The 15,938-nt window shown below is 65.2% G+C and carries 13 protein-coding genes, 3 tRNA genes and 1 pseudogene; 12 read left to right on the top strand and 5 right to left on the bottom strand.

Annotated features, from left to right (window positions below):
* The first annotated feature begins 327 nt into the window (after positions 1–327).
* The 4 genes from K1X41_RS05420 to K1X41_RS05405 all read left to right on the top strand — a co-directional run bounded on the left by K1X41_RS05420 (position 328) and on the right by K1X41_RS05405 (position 1,608).
* Positions 328–400 (top strand) — tRNA-Glu (locus tag K1X41_RS05420).
* Between the two features lie 36 nt (positions 401–436).
* A tRNA-Asp gene (locus K1X41_RS05415) sits at positions 437–513 on the top strand.
* Positions 514–578: 65 nt separating this feature from the next.
* Positions 579–651: transfer RNA gene (locus tag K1X41_RS05410), tRNA-Phe, on the top strand.
* A gap of 453 nt (positions 652–1,104) precedes the next feature.
* The gene (locus K1X41_RS05405; protein ID WP_133615852.1) at positions 1,105–1,608 is read left to right on the top strand and encodes an FBP domain-containing protein; all 504 of its coding nucleotides are present in this window, start codon (positions 1,105–1,107) and stop codon (positions 1,606–1,608) included.
* A gap of 354 nt (positions 1,609–1,962) precedes the next feature.
* Here the strand turns inward: K1X41_RS05405 and K1X41_RS05400 are convergent, their stop codons facing one another.
* Positions 1,963–3,648: a leucine-rich repeat domain-containing protein gene (locus K1X41_RS05400; RefSeq protein ID WP_220175502.1), complete on the bottom strand. Its 1,686-nt coding sequence runs from the start codon at positions 3,646–3,648 to the stop codon at positions 1,963–1,965.
* Positions 3,649–3,753: 105 nt separating this feature from the next.
* Entirely contained in the window at positions 3,754–5,427 is a 1,674-nt protein-coding gene (locus tag K1X41_RS05395) for a choice-of-anchor D domain-containing protein (protein WP_220175501.1), read from the bottom strand.
* 248 nt (positions 5,428–5,675) lie between these two features.
* Here K1X41_RS05395 and arfB point away from each other — a divergent pair, with 248 nt between their 5' ends.
* Positions 5,676–6,098 carry an alternative ribosome rescue aminoacyl-tRNA hydrolase ArfB gene (arfB, locus tag K1X41_RS05390; RefSeq protein WP_220175500.1) on the top strand — a complete coding sequence of 141 codons (423 nt, stop codon included), beginning with the start codon at positions 5,676–5,678 and terminating at the stop codon, positions 6,096–6,098.
* Between the two features lie 35 nt (positions 6,099–6,133).
* Here arfB and K1X41_RS05385 read toward each other — a convergent pair whose 3' ends face one another.
* Positions 6,134–6,607 (bottom strand): hypothetical protein, encoded by a 474-nt coding sequence (locus K1X41_RS05385; RefSeq protein ID WP_220175499.1) that lies wholly within the window; start codon positions 6,605–6,607, stop codon positions 6,134–6,136.
* 192 nt (positions 6,608–6,799) lie between these two features.
* On the opposite strand from K1X41_RS05385, the gene K1X41_RS05380 reads away from it, so the two are divergent.
* The 5 genes and pseudogenes from K1X41_RS05380 to K1X41_RS05360 all read left to right on the top strand — a co-directional run bounded on the left by K1X41_RS05380 (position 6,800) and on the right by K1X41_RS05360 (position 11,339).
* Entirely contained in the window at positions 6,800–8,017 is a 1,218-nt protein-coding gene (locus K1X41_RS05380; RefSeq protein ID WP_220175498.1) for a sensor histidine kinase, read from the top strand.
* On the top strand, positions 8,014–8,655 hold the full coding sequence (locus K1X41_RS05375) for a response regulator transcription factor (RefSeq protein WP_258566663.1): 642 nt from the start codon (positions 8,014–8,016) through the stop codon (positions 8,653–8,655). Before K1X41_RS05380 ends, K1X41_RS05375 begins: the two co-directional genes overlap by 4 nt.
* 184 nt (positions 8,656–8,839) lie before the next feature.
* Positions 8,840–10,535: pseudogene (locus tag K1X41_RS05370) on the top strand (ABC-F family ATP-binding cassette domain-containing protein).
* 184 nt (positions 10,536–10,719) lie between these two features.
* Positions 10,720–11,142 (top strand): hypothetical protein, encoded by a 423-nt coding sequence (locus tag K1X41_RS05365; RefSeq protein ID WP_132204385.1) that lies wholly within the window; start codon positions 10,720–10,722, stop codon positions 11,140–11,142.
* Positions 11,139–11,339, top strand: a complete 201-nt coding sequence (locus K1X41_RS05360) for a hypothetical protein (RefSeq protein ID WP_165875632.1) — start codon at positions 11,139–11,141, stop codon at positions 11,337–11,339. Before K1X41_RS05365 ends, K1X41_RS05360 begins: the two co-directional genes overlap by 4 nt.
* Here the strand turns inward: K1X41_RS05360 and K1X41_RS05355 are convergent.
* Positions 11,332–12,546 carry a GNAT family N-acetyltransferase gene (locus K1X41_RS05355; RefSeq protein ID WP_220175497.1) on the bottom strand — a complete coding sequence of 405 codons (1,215 nt, stop codon included), beginning with the start codon at positions 12,544–12,546 and terminating at the stop codon, positions 11,332–11,334. The genes K1X41_RS05360 and K1X41_RS05355 overlap by 8 nt on opposite strands.
* A 157-nt stretch (positions 12,547–12,703) precedes the next feature.
* On the opposite strand from K1X41_RS05355, the gene K1X41_RS05350 reads away from it, so the two are divergent.
* Both K1X41_RS05350 and K1X41_RS05345 read left to right on the top strand, forming a co-directional pair.
* Positions 12,704–13,435, top strand: coding sequence for a YqeB family protein (locus tag K1X41_RS05350; protein WP_220175496.1), 732 nt, complete (start codon positions 12,704–12,706; stop codon positions 13,433–13,435).
* Positions 13,432–14,283 (top strand): PaaX family transcriptional regulator, encoded by an 852-nt coding sequence (locus K1X41_RS05345; protein ID WP_220175495.1) that lies wholly within the window; start codon positions 13,432–13,434, stop codon positions 14,281–14,283. Before K1X41_RS05350 ends, K1X41_RS05345 begins: the two co-directional genes overlap by 4 nt.
* On the opposite strand, the gene K1X41_RS05340 is transcribed toward K1X41_RS05345, so the two are convergent.
* Complete coding sequence (locus K1X41_RS05340) at positions 14,261–15,862, bottom strand: PucR family transcriptional regulator (RefSeq protein WP_220175494.1); 1,602 nt, start codon at positions 15,860–15,862, stop codon at positions 14,261–14,263. The genes K1X41_RS05345 and K1X41_RS05340 overlap by 23 nt on opposite strands.
* Positions 15,863–15,938: the final 76 nt, after the last annotated feature.

Below are 15,938 nucleotides of genomic sequence, written 5' to 3'. Positions count from 1 at the left end.
TGGGGGCGGGCGCGCGGCGGGCTGGCTGCGGGGCGTGGTTCGGGCCGCTCCGGGACGTGGGGCCGGAGTGCTGCGGGACGTGGGGCCGGGGTGCTGCGGGGCGTGGGGCCGGGGTGCTGCGGGACGTGGGGCCGGGGTGCTCTGGAGCGCAGGATTGTGGGCTCCCGTCTGCGGGGAGTCCGGGCGTGTGCGCCGCGCGGAGGGGCCGGGGCTCGGGGAAGGGGCTCTGCGACACGCCAGGGATACCGTGAAATGGGGCCACGATTTGCACAGGGGGTGAAAGTCAGCATAGTATTTCATCTCGGTAGCAAGCGCGAAAATCGCTTCGGCCCCATCGTTTAGCGGCCTAGGACACCGCCCTTTCACGGCGGCAGCACGGGTTCGAATCCCGTTGGGGTCACTAGATACTGAATACAACTAAATACAACAACACTATGGCCCTGTGGCGCAGTTGGTTAGCGCGCCGCCCTGTCACGGCGGAGGTCGCGGGTTCAAGTCCCGTCAGGGTCGCCAAGGTGGAGAAACCCTTCTTCGGAAGGGTTTCTCTGTCTCTGGTGATCGCCATAAGGTGAATACCAGGCTCTGTAGCTCAGTTGGTAGAGCGTTCGACTGAAAATCGAAAGGTCACCGGATCGATGCCGGTCGGAGCCACGTAGCGGAGATTACACCGCTACTGAACCCTCGCAGGGCTTCTACCTGCGGGGGTTCTTTTATTTCCTGGGAGCCTCGTCGTGCGTGCTCCACACGAACGCGGTGACGGTAACCTCCCATTGCGTGGAGGCGGCTCCTGCCCGCCACACACCCCACAGCGTCGCTGAGCTTGCGCTGAGCTTGCGCTGAGAAGCCAAGCTGCAGGTGGCCCCAGGGCGCGTTGCGGCGTCCCAACGGCGTACACTCGATCCCATGAGCTATCGAGAGCTGTATGCGCAGCGTCAGGAGGTCGTCGGCGAGGCACTTGCCGACGGTGAGTAGCTTCCCCGCTCCGGCCGCGCCCCTTCTGGAGGACGCGGCGAGCTTGGCGAACCTTCGATACATCTCTGAGGGGTGCGATCTGATCCCGCGGTGAATCCGCGAGGCTGATGTGCACCCTCGAAAGGCATACTCATGCAACCCCTGACTGAATCACTCATCCGTGCCTCCTTTATCAACGCCTCTCGCAGAGAGGTCAAGGAGCTGACTCTGCCGAGCGGACTGGAAGACTGGACCGAGGAGAGCTGGGCGCAGCTCGATTTCCTGGGCTGGCGCGATCCGAAGTTCGGGCGACGCGCTTACGTCGTGCTCCCACAACTGGACGGTGATCCCGCCGGCGTGCTCTTGACCCAGGCCGAAGCCTCTCCGCGGTCCCGTGCCATGTGCAACTGGTGCCAGGACGTGCGGCTTCCGAACGAGGTCGTATTCTGGAGCGCCAAGCGCGTGGGCGATGCAGGCAGGCGCGGCGATACCGTCGGCGTGCTGGTCTGCCGCGAGTTCCAGTGCTCCCGAAACGTGCGCAATGTCCCACCGCCAGCCTATGAGGGTTTCGACACGGCGGCGGCCCGCGAGCGGAGCATCGACAATCTGCGGCTCAAAGCAGCTGGCTTCGCCGATATGCTCCTGACCGGGCGCTAGCGGGTTGGGGTCGCGCGAGGGGCTCGAACGCGAGAACTACCGACGTAGCTCGCGCGTCATCGGGACGTCCTCCCGGAGCCCCGCGACCCGTGCGCCGAGCCCCGTGCGCTGTGACCCGCGACCCATGCGCCGTGACCCGTGACCCGTGCCCCGAAATCCGAGACTGGGCAGCGCTTGTGCGCAGGTCACAGGAGCTCCCATCGCCGCAGTGCGATGGGAGCTGAACGCCGCTCCGCCTCACGGAGCGGCGTACCTCCCGCGGGAATGGTGCTCTTCGGCAGAGAGCGGTGCTCCTCCGAGGAAGGAGCACCGCTCTCTGCGGGCACGCACCTTGCGGCGCAGGCAAGCCGTCCGCTACTCGGACGTGCCGTCTGCCTGATTGCGGCGCTTCGGGGCGAGGACGAGCGCGCCACCGCCCAGGATCAGAATTGCCAGGAACCCAATCGTGAGACCGACAGGCAGAGATGGTGCCCCCGTCGTAGCGAGCGCCGCCGCGCCAGCGACTGTCGGCTTCAAGGTATTGGAGATCGTCGGGCTGGTGGGCGGACCAACGGGAGGATCGACCGGCGGCACGACCGGTGGGGTGACCGGCGGATCAACCGGAGGCGTGACCGGGGGATCCACGGGTGGCACAACTTTCGCCGCATCGACAGTCACCGCATATGACCGGTCGATCATGTTGCCGAACGCGTCGGTGCGACGCACGTCGAGCGTGAACGTCCCGTCCTCGGCGGGCGTGCCAGCGAGCACGCCATCCTCGGCAAGTTCAAGCCCAGGGATCGACCCTCCGGTGAGCGTGAACGGCCCGTCCTCGAACCCGGAATCGACGGTGAACTGGAACGAGTATGCGGTGCCGACAGTTGCGGTGAGGAGGTCCCCATTCGTGAAATCGGCCCGGGTGAGCGGGTATGAGAGCAGCGCAGAGTAAGTCGCGCCGGAGCCGGGAAGCGGATCGCCCGAGACTGTCGCGGTGAGCTCGGTGGCGTCCTCAGCGATGTGTTCCCACAGGGTGAGCCCCTCGGCGGTGGTCGTTGCGTCGCCGCCTGCGGTCAGCACCACGTCTTCCAACATCCGGAACGGTGCGGTGACGGCCTGTGTGGTGCGATACGTCGATTCCGTTCGCGACGACACCACAGGGAAGCCAGTAACGCGCTGATTGAGGAACCCAACCTGCCGGAGGCCGGGCCAGGTGTTCACCATCGAAAGGTCAGAAACTCGCGCCCCATTGACATTCACAATCGCCAAGCGCGGGAGACCGGCAACGGGACTCAAATCCGAGATTTCAGTGTTCGGTGCCGAAAGAGTGTAGAGCTTCTCCAACTGCTGAAGCGGGGAAAGGTCGCTCACGGGTGTCTCTTGGAAATACAGCTCGCTCATGTTGATCAGACCACGCACCGGATCCAGATCCGACACCCGGGTGGCGGCCAGCTCGATCCGCCAGAGCTGGATCTTGTCGCGAACGGGCTCAAGATCAGACACGTCAGTCCAGTTGAACTGAAGATAGTTGATCTCCGGCATGGTCGCTACGGCCGAGATGTCCGTGATGAGTGTGCTGCTGACATTGAGCTGGCGGATCGTGCTCAGTCCGCGCAGCGGCTCGAGCGTCGTGATGGGGTTTCGGCTCAGGTCCACGATGCTCAGTTGAGAGGCATACTCGAGGCCGGTGAGATCGGCGATTCCACTGTTAGGGGCCTTCAGCGCTTGGAGCTTGCGGATCGAACCGCGGGTTAGCGTAGATCCACCACCCACCTGCGCGATGACCGCTGAACGAAGCGCGGCATCTGGCATCTCTACAATCTCATTGTCGTCGGGCAATGCTGCACGAGTGCTCCGTGAGGGGGTCTCAACAGTTGCAGCGGTTGTGGGGGAATGAGCAGTTTCGATCTGCGCTGGGTCGACCAGGTCGAGCGAGATGTTCTGCAGCGGTGCCGCAACGACGGCTCCGGCCGGCAGATCCGTCGCGAGAGCCGGAGCAGCGGGCGCGAGCAATCCGAGTGTGAGCGCAGCGGCGGTGAACGTGCGTATTGGGAGTGAGGTCATCGTCCGTTTCAAACTGTGAGGTGTGTGGATGTGGTGTGAGGCTTCTGAGCAGCGGCGTGTGCGGCGACGGGGCGCAGCACACGCGGCCTGGTGGCTGTCAGCGATTTAGACAGCGGCCGCGGAGGTGCGCTGGCGCCGGGCCCGGTGCCGGGTGAGCGCGAACGCCCCCAGCCCAAGTTGCAGCAGTCCGAGTGCCATGAGTACAGCGACCGTCGGCTCAACGGATCCTGTTGCCGCCAGCGTTGCTGCTTCGGTGCGCTGACTCCTCGGGGTCTCGGGCGTTGCCGGAAGTGCACCGTCCGGATCCGCACCGTCAGTGGGGTCCGGATTCACCGCCGGTTTCACCGCTGTGCCAGAGACCTCTGCCAGCACTGTGGTGTCGCTCGCGAGATCGGTAAACGACAAGTGTGCGCTGAGCGTTCCTGAACTGGTGGGGGACCAAGTGATCTCTGGTGAGACAGATTCGCCCGCCGGCACCACAACGGTCGCCGCAGTGGTGAGTCCCGAGCTCAGCGAACCCGGGTTGAGCGTGAGCGTGATCGGGTGATCGGCCGTGCTGGTGAAGGTGAGCCGCTCGACGCGACGCTCACCCACCGGGACCGTGCCGAAGTCCAGCTGAGAGACCTGCACCGCCGGCGCGGGAGAAACCGCCGTTCCTGTCACCTGCAGTGAGATCGGGGCGAGCGGGCCGTGAGTACCCGCGGGATCCACCCAGGGAGCGTGGGTGATCTCGATCGAGTCTGCAGGAATCGCACCCGCGCTCTCGGGCGTCCAGGTCACGGGTGTCGAGAGCGTTTCTCCGGCTCGCAGTGCGGTGCCGTCTTCCAAGCTCACTGAGATGCCTGACGCATCCAGCTCGAACCGATTCGAGATCGAGACGGTCGTGTCGGTCGCGCCGGTGTTCGAGAGCGTGAGGTCTTGGGTGCCCTGCGTTGCGATGTCAACGTCGCCAAAGCGAATGTCTTCGCCAGTGAGCGTGATGGCAGGCGCAGTTCCGATTCCGCTGAGACGAGCGAATGGATCCAGCAGGAGTGTGCCGGTGTTCATCGCGGTGTACGCCGGCACAGGGGAGCCGATGGCTTCGCCCAGCAGCGTTGGGGTGAACGTCACCGGGATCTCGATAGATTCACCCGGTTCGAGACCGTGAATGCCAGCTGCCACGGCAAACGGCCCCGCCTGGAGATGCATGGTGAACCCGTAAGGCGTTGGCGAGTACGCATTGGTGACACGGATGTTCCGCGTCGCGGTGGTGCCGATCTCGGTTTCGCCGAAGTCGGCTGTCGTGACTGCGAATGGATTCGGGTAGAACACCACCGCTTGCCGCCGAGCTTCTTCGATGGCGCCGGGAAGCGGAGCACCGAATTCATCCGTTGGGAGTGCGAAGTACGGGACGGTAGCGAACGCTATGGTGTACGCGGGAAACTCGTCGAACCCAAAGCGGAGCACGACGTCACAGCTCTCGCCCGCTGGCAGGAACGTCGCCCCCCGGAGTGAACACGTTGACTCAGATGAGATCCGGTAATCCGGCGAGCCGACGAAGTTGTCTTTGGCTCGAAACTGCACGTGAGATTGCGCGGTGAACGTGAACGCTGCCCGAACTTCGCTCCCTGGGGAGGCCGTCAAGTACGCCTTTGCCCCGTTGGTGCTTGCTCCGTGAGTATCGATGGTGACGAGTGGCGCGTCCGCTTCCGCAGGCGCATCCATTGTGATGAGTGCGCCTCCGCTGAGCGTGAGCACCGCGAGGACTATGCGTGCTGTGCGTGACACCAAGCTGGTCATGTAAGGCCCCCTGTTCAGATTTCATCTCCGCGGTTCAAGCCGGAGGTCGGCCTTACTCTAAGTTGGGCATCTCCAAATAGGGGGTCGTTTGAGTGCTTCTGTGCCTTGCTGGCGGGGCAAAATAGGTACTTGCGGTGCGTGATGAGCTTGAACTGAGTGTTTTGCCGGTTCACACTCAGTGATCACTGAGTGCGGGGTGCCACGCTGTTGCGCCGCTGTTCTCTGCAAAGCATGCGAAGCTGAGAAGCGTGGATCTTGAAGTGACAGCTGCGTTGATGATCCCGGCTGCTGAGCTGGGGTGGAGATTCTCGCGCTCTTCTGGCCCGGGCGGACAGCACGTGAACACCTCGGACAGTCGCGTCGAACTGAGTTGGTGCGTCGAAGACTCCGCGGCACTCACGGAAGCTCAGCGCGACCGACTCTTGGATCGGCTCGGTCCGCGCCTCATCGGAGGTGTCATCGTGGTGACTGCGTCAGAGCGGCGATCACAGCTGCGCAACCGGGAGATCGCCCGTGACAAGCTCGCCGACCTGCTGCGGCAGGCGCTCGCTCCCGGCGGCCCACAGCGTCGAGCCACTCGTCGCACGCGCGGGTCGAACCAGCGCAGGCTCACGGCAAAAGGGCAGCGCTCACAGACGAAGCAACAGCGAAAACGCCCCGCTTCCGAATAGAAGCGGGGCGTGAGCGGGTGGTCGCAGTGAACCCGCTAGCGCACCACGGAGACGCCGAGCGTGGCGAGCACCCCGAAAAGAACTCCCCACAGGATGATTGAGATGATCTGCCACAGAATCACCTGGTTCTTCGAGGCCCCGAACGACACCATGGCAGCCGAGGTGATCTGGCTCGGGAGCAGCGTCTGGCCGAGCAGGCTCACGCCGGGCACTCCGTAGCGGTCGAAACGCTGCTTCAGCTTTGCGCGCCGGGGACTCTGCGGGCTCGGGGCCGCGCTGGTCTTCACGCGTGACCGCACGCCGTGTGCGGCGAGCACCACGATCAGCATGGACAGAATGTTCCCGATGGTCGCCGCGATGACCGCGGCGACCGGGGTGACGCCAACGACAATGCCGAGCGCCGAACCCAGATATGACTCGACGAACGGGATCGCGCCGGCCAGAGCCACTCCGAGTAACTGAAGCACCTCGGGGAGCGAAGCGATGAATTCCTGGATGGTCGTCAGCATGGCGGCCTTTCGAAGCAGGGAGGAGTGTGTGGAAATTGGTGCTGCTTCGACTGTTCCGTAGCGGCGCCCGTCCCAGTAGTGGCACGGTGTCATCTCTGGGGGTGACACGCGGCACCCACGGATCGTGACAGATGTCACGGGTTTGGCGGATCCGCTGACCCGCTGCAGACCAGGGAACGTAGGCTGGATGCGATGTCTGCACACACGAAGGAGCCGACCCCCGGTGCGGGGGTGAACGCGACGTGGAATTACACGCTCGGTTCAATCGTGTTTCTCTTCGTTGCGATGGACCTGATCATTATTCTCGATCTGCTGGGGCGATTTTCTGAGACGCGCAGCGGCACGGATCTCGCGCTCGTTGCGGTATGTTCGCTGGCAGCCGCCGTGCGGATCCGGTTCTGCTGGTTCCTGCGTGATCGCAGAGACGGCGCGCTGCCCGAAACGTGGTGGACCGTCGCGCTATTCGCTCCCGCCCTCGTGGCGTGGGGGCTCGCGTTCGTTGCGCCCGAAACTGCACTGTTCGCTACAGTGCAGCTCTGGCTCTCCGGAGTGCTGTGGGCGTTCTTCGTGCGCTGGCGACTCCGTCTCGTGGCCCTCGCACTCCTGCTCGGAATGGTGGTGACGCCCGTAGCGGTGCACGCGGCACAGGGAATACCCCAGACGAGCCAGATATTTGGTGCGCTGAGTGGCTTTGTGCTCTTCTACGGAGTGATGCTGCCCGCCATGTTGTACGCGAGCTTGTGGATGTGGCGGGTCGTGTGGCGGCTTGACGAAGCGCGGCAGCTCGGCGCCGAGCTTGCCGTCACTCAGGAGCGGCTCCGCTTTGCCGCAGACTTGCACGACATTCAGGGACATCATCTCCAGGTGATCGCCCTGAAGGCCGAGCTCGCTGAACGCACGATGGGGAGCGCTCCTGAGCAAGCGGCGGCCCAGCTCAGTGAGATCCGGATTATTGCCAAAGAAGCGATGGAGGAGACCCGGTCGCTCGTGGCAGGTTTGCGAGAGGTCGGGCTGCAATCTGAGCTCGAGAACGCGAGTGAAGTGCTCACACTCTCCGGTGCGGCGTGCACGCTTGCCGTGAGCAGTGATCCGGCAGCGCCTGAGGCGCAGCGTGTGCTCGCGTTCGCCGTGCGGGAGGCGACGACGAATATCCTCCGGCACAGCAACGCGAGCTGGGCTGCGATCAGCCTGACTGATGTGCGCGGCGGAACGGAACTGGTGGTCACAAACGACGGGGTGGCTGGAACGCCTGAACGCGCGGGTGGGGGATCTGGACTCGTGGGTCTCCGCAAACGGGTGCAGGCCATCGGCGGGACGCTCGACGCGACTGCTGGCACTGAACGAGGTTCTGAACCGGCGCCACACACCTTCGAACTGCGAGTCTGGATACCCGAAGGAGTCTCAACGTGACCGAACGGACCACACCGCCGTCCAAGGCCGACAGGATCCGGCTCCTCATCGCCGACGACGAACACCTGATCCGTGGTGCGCTCGAGGCGCTCCTCGGGCTCGAGCCGGACATCGAAGTCGTTGCGGGTACGGACAACGGGACCACCGCCGCGGAGCTCGCTCTGGAGCTGAGTCCGGATATCTGCCTGCTCGATCTGGAAATGCCGGGTGCGGACGGGATCGAGGCCGCTACACGGATCCTCGCCGGGGCGCCCGACACACGTGTGATCATCGTGACGAGACACGCTCGCCCCGGGGTGCTGCGCCGGGCGCTGGCCGCGAAGATCGCGGGGTTCGTGCCGAAATCGACGCCGGCAGGGGAGCTTGCCCAAGTGATCCGCGACGTGGCGGCAGGCAAACGCTACATTGACCAGGAGATTGCCGCCGCAGCGCTCGCCGCAGAGCGCTGCCCGCTCACCGATCGCGAACTCGACGTGCTGCGTGCTACTCGAGCGACGTCGAGTGTGCAGGAGATCGCTGAGGAACTCTTCCTCTCCCCAGGCACGGTGAGAAACTACCTCTCGGCTGCAATGACCAAGCTCGGCGAAAGCAATCGTCAGGACGCCGCGAAGCACGCATGGCAGCAGGGCTGGATCTAGCGGCAATGCGGGACCCAGGGTCACGAGGGAAGGGGTGTTTTACGAGGGCATGGGCGTTTTGCGGGAAATGACCCATTCCCTCGTAAAACACCCATTCTCTCGCGGTGCGTCGCTGCTCACCGCGATCCGCTCCGCTCGAACGCCTACGGCACACCCGCACCGGAGGAGCCCGTACGCTTAACGGATGACTGCAACTCTGGTGGCACAGGCGATCGCTGGCGGCTACGCGCACCGCACGCTGTTCGAGGACCTCGACTTCACAGTCGCGCCCGGTGACGTCATCGGCGTCGTCGGCGTGAACGGGGCGGGGAAATCAACGCTGCTCGAGATCCTCGCAGGCGAGTTGCAGCCGCTGGGCGGCGCGATTCACCTCGCGCCAAGTGACGCCTTCGTGGGCTGGCTGCCCCAGGAGCACGAGCGCATCGAGGGTGAGACGGTCGCCGCCTACGTTGCGCGCCGCACTGGCTGCGCCCAGGCCACGATCGAGATGGATGCGGCCGCGGCCGCCCTGGGCGACGTTTCGCCACGGGCAGCGGGAGATCCTGATCCCTCCGATGTCTACTCAGCAGCCCTTGACCGGTGGCTCGCAAGCGGCGCAGCTGACCTTGAAGATCGCCTCCCGGCCGTGCTGGCAGAGCTGGGCCTGAGCCCAGCGGGGGACCCCAGTGACGTGAGTGCCCCCACGTCCGGTGTCTCTGAACACTCCCTCATGTCCGCGCTCTCCGGGGGCCAGGCTGCGCGCGTCGGCCTCGCGGCGCTCTTGCTCTCACGCTTCGATATCGTCTTACTCGACGAACCCACGAACGACCTTGATCTTGATGGGCTTGAGCGGCTTGAGCGTTTTGTGCAGGGCTTGCGTGGCGGCGTGGTCCTAGTGAGCCACGATCGTGAGTTCCTCGCACGCTGCGTGACCCGCGTGCTGGAGCTCGACCTCGCGCAGCACAGCACCCGGATGTTCGGCGGCGGGTACGATGCGTACCTCGAAGAGCGGGAGATCGTGCGGCAGCACAAGCGAGACGAGTATGAGCAGTTCGCGACGCAGAAGGCGGACCTCGTCGGTCGCGCACGGACACAGCGCGAGTGGTCAAGCCAGGGCACGCGGAACGCGTTGAAGAAAGCGCCGGACAATGACAAGATCCGCCGTCGCGCTGCGTCCGAGTCCAGCGAGAAGCAAGCGCAGAAGGTGCGGCAGATGGAAAGCCGGATCCGACGTCTCGAAGAGGTCGAAGAACCGCGTAAAGAGTGGCAGCTCGAGTTCACGATCGGTGCCGCACCGCGCTCAAGCGCCGTTGTCGCCACCCTGAACGCAGCCGTCGCGCAGCAGGGAGACTTCGTCCTCGGCCCGGTCTCGCTCCAACTGAATGCCGGCGAGCGTGTTGGCATCACCGGCCCCAACGGCGCAGGGAAATCGACACTGCTCCGGCTGTTGCTTGGCACACAGGATCCGGATGCCGGATCCGCCGCGCTCGGCTCCTCGGTCGCCATTGGCGAGATCGACCAGGCACGCTCGGCATTCGCTGGGGAGACCCCGCTCGCTGAGGCCTTCGAGGCGCTCGTGCCCGCAATGGCGTCGGGTGAGGTGCGCACGCTCCTCGCCAAGTTTGGGCTGCGGGCAGATCACGTGCTGCGACCGTGCGGTGAGCTCGCCGGGAGAACGCACCCGCGCTGGCCTGGCGCTGCTCCAAGCACGCGGCGTCAACGTGCTGGTGCTCGATGAGCCGACGAACCACCTCGATCTTCCCGCGATTGAGCAGCTTGAGCAGGCGCTCGAGAGCTATGCCGGCGCGCTGCTGCTCGTGACCCACGACCGCCGCATGCTCGGCACCGTGCATCTGGATCGCCGCTGGCACGTCGAGGCCGGTGCGGTCACCGAGCTGTAAGACGCGAGACAGCGTTGCGGCGTTGCGGCGAGGCAGTATTGCGGCGCCCGGGATGCTGTGCTGACCGGCCAGTGCGAGGTCCGCTAGGCGGACGGTATACATCGGATGAACACGCTTCGACTGTTAGTATTTGGCGGAGATAGGCGATGCCAGCTGTGCAGCCGAAGCTTGATCAGGAGAGTCAATGGCTACCGTGAACACCGTAACCGCGAGTCCGAGTGAGACTCCGGAGGTGGACCGACCCGCGGCAGATCGCTTTATGCGACGCTTGCTCCGGGTTGAAGGGGCGAAGAAGACGCCGTTCATCAACCGTGACGCGCACCGCAGCTTCCGGGTTGCGATCATCGTTTCGGGCGTGCGGTGCCTCATCACGTACCTCCTGATTCCCATTCTCGTGCCGATCATCGGGGTCGCCGGTGTGCTCGCCGCGCCGATCGGGATCGCCCTGTGTCTCGTTGCTGGAGTCAATGGCGTGATCAGTGTGCGCAGGTTCTGGGTGAGCGACTACCGCGGCAAGTGGATGTACACGTGGTTCATCGCGTTTGTGTTCGTGGTGCTCGCGATTTCTTTGGTCTCAGATATTTCCCGAATCGTGAGCGCGGCATGAGCGTGCCGCAGCCGTCACAAACGCCACCGGTGTCGGAGCGCGAAGGCCTCGCAGGGGAGTCCGCTGTTCCCGGGGCTCCCGAGGCTGAGTCTGAGCATCCGGAGAAGCTGCCGATGGGCACGTGGGTGACGCTCAGCATGTTTGCGCTCTTCGTCGTGGCGTTCGGGACCTGCGCCTCCACGTTCCTGTTCAACTAGCGACCGCTGGGCCGAGCAGCAGCTCCGCTGGGCTGTGGGTGACCCGCTTCGCGAAGCTCGTCGACCCGTCGTGCTCGACGAAGCCGAGCCGCTCATACAGGGTGTGTGCGCCGCTGGGGTTCTCCGCATCGACATCGAGGTCGACACTGGTGTGTCCGTTCCGCTGATGCGCGGCAAGTGCAGACGTGATCAGTGGTCGGGAGAGCCCGGTTCCGCGCCAGTCGCTCACGACGCCGATGGCGTCGAGGCGACCGACACGCTGTCCGTGAAGCGGCCACTCCGCCCGATTCACTTCTGACAAGACGAACCCGGCGACCCGGTGCGGGTTGCGCAGGGTCCCGCTGCCCGAAATGGCGAGGCGGGAGAGCCGGGCGACGAACAAGGGGTTGTGTCCTATCCGGCGCCACTCACGCGCACTCACCGGAGTGAAGCCCCAGTGGTCGCGGAACGCGTCATTGAGCGCGATCCGCGTCGCCTCGGAGAAGCGCAGTGAAAACGGCCTGATCCGAATCCCGTCAGGCACCGTGAGCTGCGGCAGTGGCGAGCCGAGCGCACGACGCATCGTGCGCCACTCCCGGACCGGAGCGTACCCGGCCGCGGCGTAGAGGCGCGCGGCGGAGGTGGCTGTTCGGTTGGCGTGTGTGGTGAGCAGCGCGGGCAGCGTCGTTCGGATACCCGTGAGGAGTTGGCGACCGCGCCACTCCTGCCATGCGAGGAGTGCGCGGCCGATTCCGCTGCCGCGCACGCGGGGGTGCACCGCGCCTTCGAGGTGCACGGCGACGTGGGGCTCAGGTGCACCGCCATGCTCGATCTGGGATCCCCCAGAGTGTTCACTCTGGGGTGCCGCGGAGTGATCGCCCTGCGGTGCCCCGCCGAAAGCCCCGCTGGGGAGGTGGGCTTCGGGGTGCGGCAGCTCGGTGACACACGCGCCGTAAGCGAGAGCTGTGCCGGCGGGATCGAGTGCGATCACGCCGTCAGTGTGCGGCGTGAAGCCGGGTGAGCGCAGCGTGCGTGAGAGCGCGGATCGGTCGTGGCGCGCGGTGGGATGGTCGTTTCGGTCGACGGCTGCGAGGAGCGGCATGAGGAGTCCCGCGTCGCGGGCGCGCAGTGGACGCCAGGTCACGGGAAGGCCGCCGGCGCTGTGGGGGAGCGGTGAGCGCTTGTGTGGTGGGTGCATGGAATCTGTGATCTGCGGAACGGTCGTCATGGTGTGGGTCTCTTCCGTGCGGTGTGGAATGGCCGAGCTGGGGTGGGGTGGTTGCGCAGGGCGGACACCTCACTTTCGTGAATCTATCTTTCTTGATACGATCGTGTCAAGAAAGATAGTTTGCGAGTCTGTGGGCACGCGAGAGAGTGGGGACACGATGGAATCGAGCGAGAATCTCGGAACCGGCACCGGGGCCACCGCCGGAACCAGAACCGGAACCGGGACGGGAACCGCGTCCACCTCCGGAGCCGATACCAATTCCGGGACCGGGACCGGGACCGGGGCCAGGGCCACCGCCGGAACCGGAGCCGGGACGGGAACCGCGGCCACCTCCGATTCCGATTCCGGGACCGGGACCGGGGCCAGCTCCAGCTCCAGCACCGGAACCGGGGCCGAGGCTGAGTCCGTGCTCCGCATGCAGCTCGGGACCAGGGTTGGTGTCTGGCTGGTGTGCAGCGGCGCAGGAGTCGCGCTGGGGTATGTGCTGCCCTGGGTGCTGCAGCACCTCTCCACGTGGCCCATTCCCTACCTCGATGTGCTCACCTTCTTGGGGTCATTCGAACACCCGGTCATGGTGATCGGCCGTCCTGCGGTGCTCGGACTTGTCGGGCTGATTTGTGCATTCGTGATCACCTCCCAGAGTGCGGAGCTCACCCTCAGCGCTGAGCGGATCCAGATTCGTGAGGGTGACGACGCGCGTGAGATCGCGCGCGAGAACGTCGGTGGGGTCTACCGGCACGGCAGCAAAGTGCGGATCGAGTCAGTTGCGGGCCGGGTGCTCTTCGACGATGACGTTGAGGGGGGACGGGAAGCCATCGCCGCAGCGTTCACGCGGCACGGATATCCGTGGGAGAGTGTTCATACCCGGACGAAGGGGGAATCAAAGTGACTGGCTCGACCATTGACGTTTCGGCGCGCACCGTGATTGAGGGGTGCTTCGACGCGACCGGGCAGGCCGAGCTCTCGTTGGTCTACGACGTCGGACTTGCTCTCGGGCTTCCCGAGCAGCGTGTGCGGCTCGCAATTCGCCGGCTTCAGGCCTCCGGCACACTGCAGCAGACAGGTCGGGGGCGGGCGGGTCGCCTTGAGCTGACTGCGGCGGGCCTCGCGCACTTCGAACGGGAACACGGGTATGTCGAGTTTGCCCGTGCGCAGGATGCTGGGTTGGCTCCCTGGGACGGCGGCTGGTGGCTGTACTCTTTTTCGATCCCAGAAACCGAGCGCGCGGAGCGGGACGCGGTGCGCGGTGCGCTTACGACGCTGGGGGCCGCCGCGCTCGCCGCAGGGCTGTACGCGTCTCCGCACGATCTTCGCACTGAAGTCGCAGGGATACTCGAGCCTCGGGGCTTCGCCCCACGATTGATCGTGGCGGCAACAACGCAGCTCACCGTCCCCGGCTGTGCCACCGCGCTCGAGATTGCCGAGCAGCTGTGGCCGGCCGCACGCACGCGTGCCGCATACGAGCCGCTCGCCGCTGTGCTCGCTGGCTACCGGCGGCCCACTCCAACTGATCCCGTGCAGGTTGCGGCTCAGGCGCTGCGACTCTCTGAGGGGCTTGATGTTGCGCTTCGGGTGGACCCGCTACTCCCTCCTGAACTGCGCCCGCTCGACTGGGAGCCCGCGGAAGTGCGGCGGCAGTGTTCGTTGCTCTGGGGGGAGCTGTCTCAGCTCGCACCTGAACTCCCGGTGTTCCAGGATCCTCCGGTGCGAGAAGCTAGCGCATCTCGGCGAGCTTGAGCTGCAGCCAGAGGGTGAGCATACGATCTGGATCGTCAAGATCGATGCCGAGACGGTTCGTGGCTTGGCGGATCCGGTAGCGCACGGTCTGCTCGTGCACATTGAGACGTTCCGCCACGCGTGGTGCGCTGCCGCGCTCTTCGAGCCAGGCGAGCAGAGTGGCGCGAGTCTCTGCTTCGCCCTCGGCAAGCAGCAGTGTCGCCTCCGGCAGCTCAAGATCCGTGGCACGCAGCGCGTCAGCGCACTCGCGCAGGATCAGTTGCGGTTGCACGTCATCCGGAGTTGCAACGGGCAAGCGCAGAGAGCTCGCGCACTCTGCGACTCGCACGGAGCGCTCGTAATCCTCGGAGAACGAGGTACTCGGACGCCGTGGCACGCTCAAGCCGCAGTAGCACGCGCTGCCCGTCAGCCGGAACAGTTCGGGCAGAAGCCGCTCGAGTGAGCGAGTGATCGGATCTGTCGCGCTGCTCGGCACGAGCGCGACCACTTTGCCTTCCAGTACCGTGCAGATGCTTCCCGGGAAGTACACCGAAAGATGCCTCGATGCAGCGGTGCGGATCTCGCTCAGATCGCCCTCCAGCACGGCCCCACTGTCAATCGCGAGCACGACATAGTTCTTGTCCGGGCGCACGCCGAGCACGGTGGTGTCGTTCTCGTGTGGGGTTCCAGCGAGCAGCCGGCGCAGCGCAGTCTCTTTCGACCGCTCGTCACCGTGATCAAACCGCCACGCATCGACGATGTAGCCGGCTGCGATCTCGGCTGCGCTCTCCAGCACCTCACGCTTTTCCGCTGAGAGCGGCGTGCCGAGCTCGTCTCCGTGTGGGTCGATCACCCAGATCGAACCGAGCGGGATGTTGCCTGCCCGGAGGGGGAGCGCGGCTCGCGGGGCGAACTGGTTCTCGGTGGGAAACCGGGAGATGCCATCGGTCGCGAACACCTGTCGGTACCGGATCTCGTTCAGCGGGCCGTCAGGCGTGCGGCGCGTCAGGATTCCGTTCGCGCGCAGGCTGTCGATCGCCTGGCCGGGCAGCGCGGAGTACGCGAGGATGTTCCTGCGGTGGTCCTCGATCGCGACTGAGCCGCCGAATGCCTGCGCCACCGAGTTCGCGAGCGAGAATAGCCGGTCCCCTGAGTTCGTGCCGAGCTGCAAGCCTGCGCCATGCTCGCCGAGCAGCCGACTCACGAGTGCATCGAATTCACGCCAGCCGACAGCGGAGGTGAGTCCGAGCAGCTGCACATCGTGCTGCGCGCACGCTGCGATGAGGCGTGCGCCCTCTGGGCCCTGCGCTGAGCGAGCCACGATCCCACTCGCCTGCGCTCGCCGCAGCTGCTCGCAAAGCACGTCGAGTCGCTCAGGGCTGAGCTCGGTGTGTGCGGTGAGCATGACGAGCTGGCCGGTGAACTGCTGATCGTCGATATCAGTGTCGTAGTAGGTGACGCCGAGCAGAGCTGCAGGGCGCTGCGGGGCGTGCAGCACCGTGAGCACTCCGCGCCCCATCTGCTCGATCAGGCTCTGGACGGGGAGTCCGTTCGAGATCGGAAGGAGCGCACTCGTGCGCGAAATTGATAAAGCCACCATCAAAGATTATCGAGTTCGACAACGGATCGGGGGGAATCGCTTTCTACAGTCGGTAGGGACAACAACAAAGGAGTTA

It is taken from the genome of Leucobacter luti, from assembly GCF_019464495.1.
Taxonomy (GTDB): domain Bacteria; phylum Actinomycetota; class Actinomycetes; order Actinomycetales; family Microbacteriaceae; genus Leucobacter; species Leucobacter luti_A.
The sequence above is the reverse complement of the archived record's forward strand: the minus strand, read 5'-3'. Positions and strand labels throughout refer to the sequence as shown.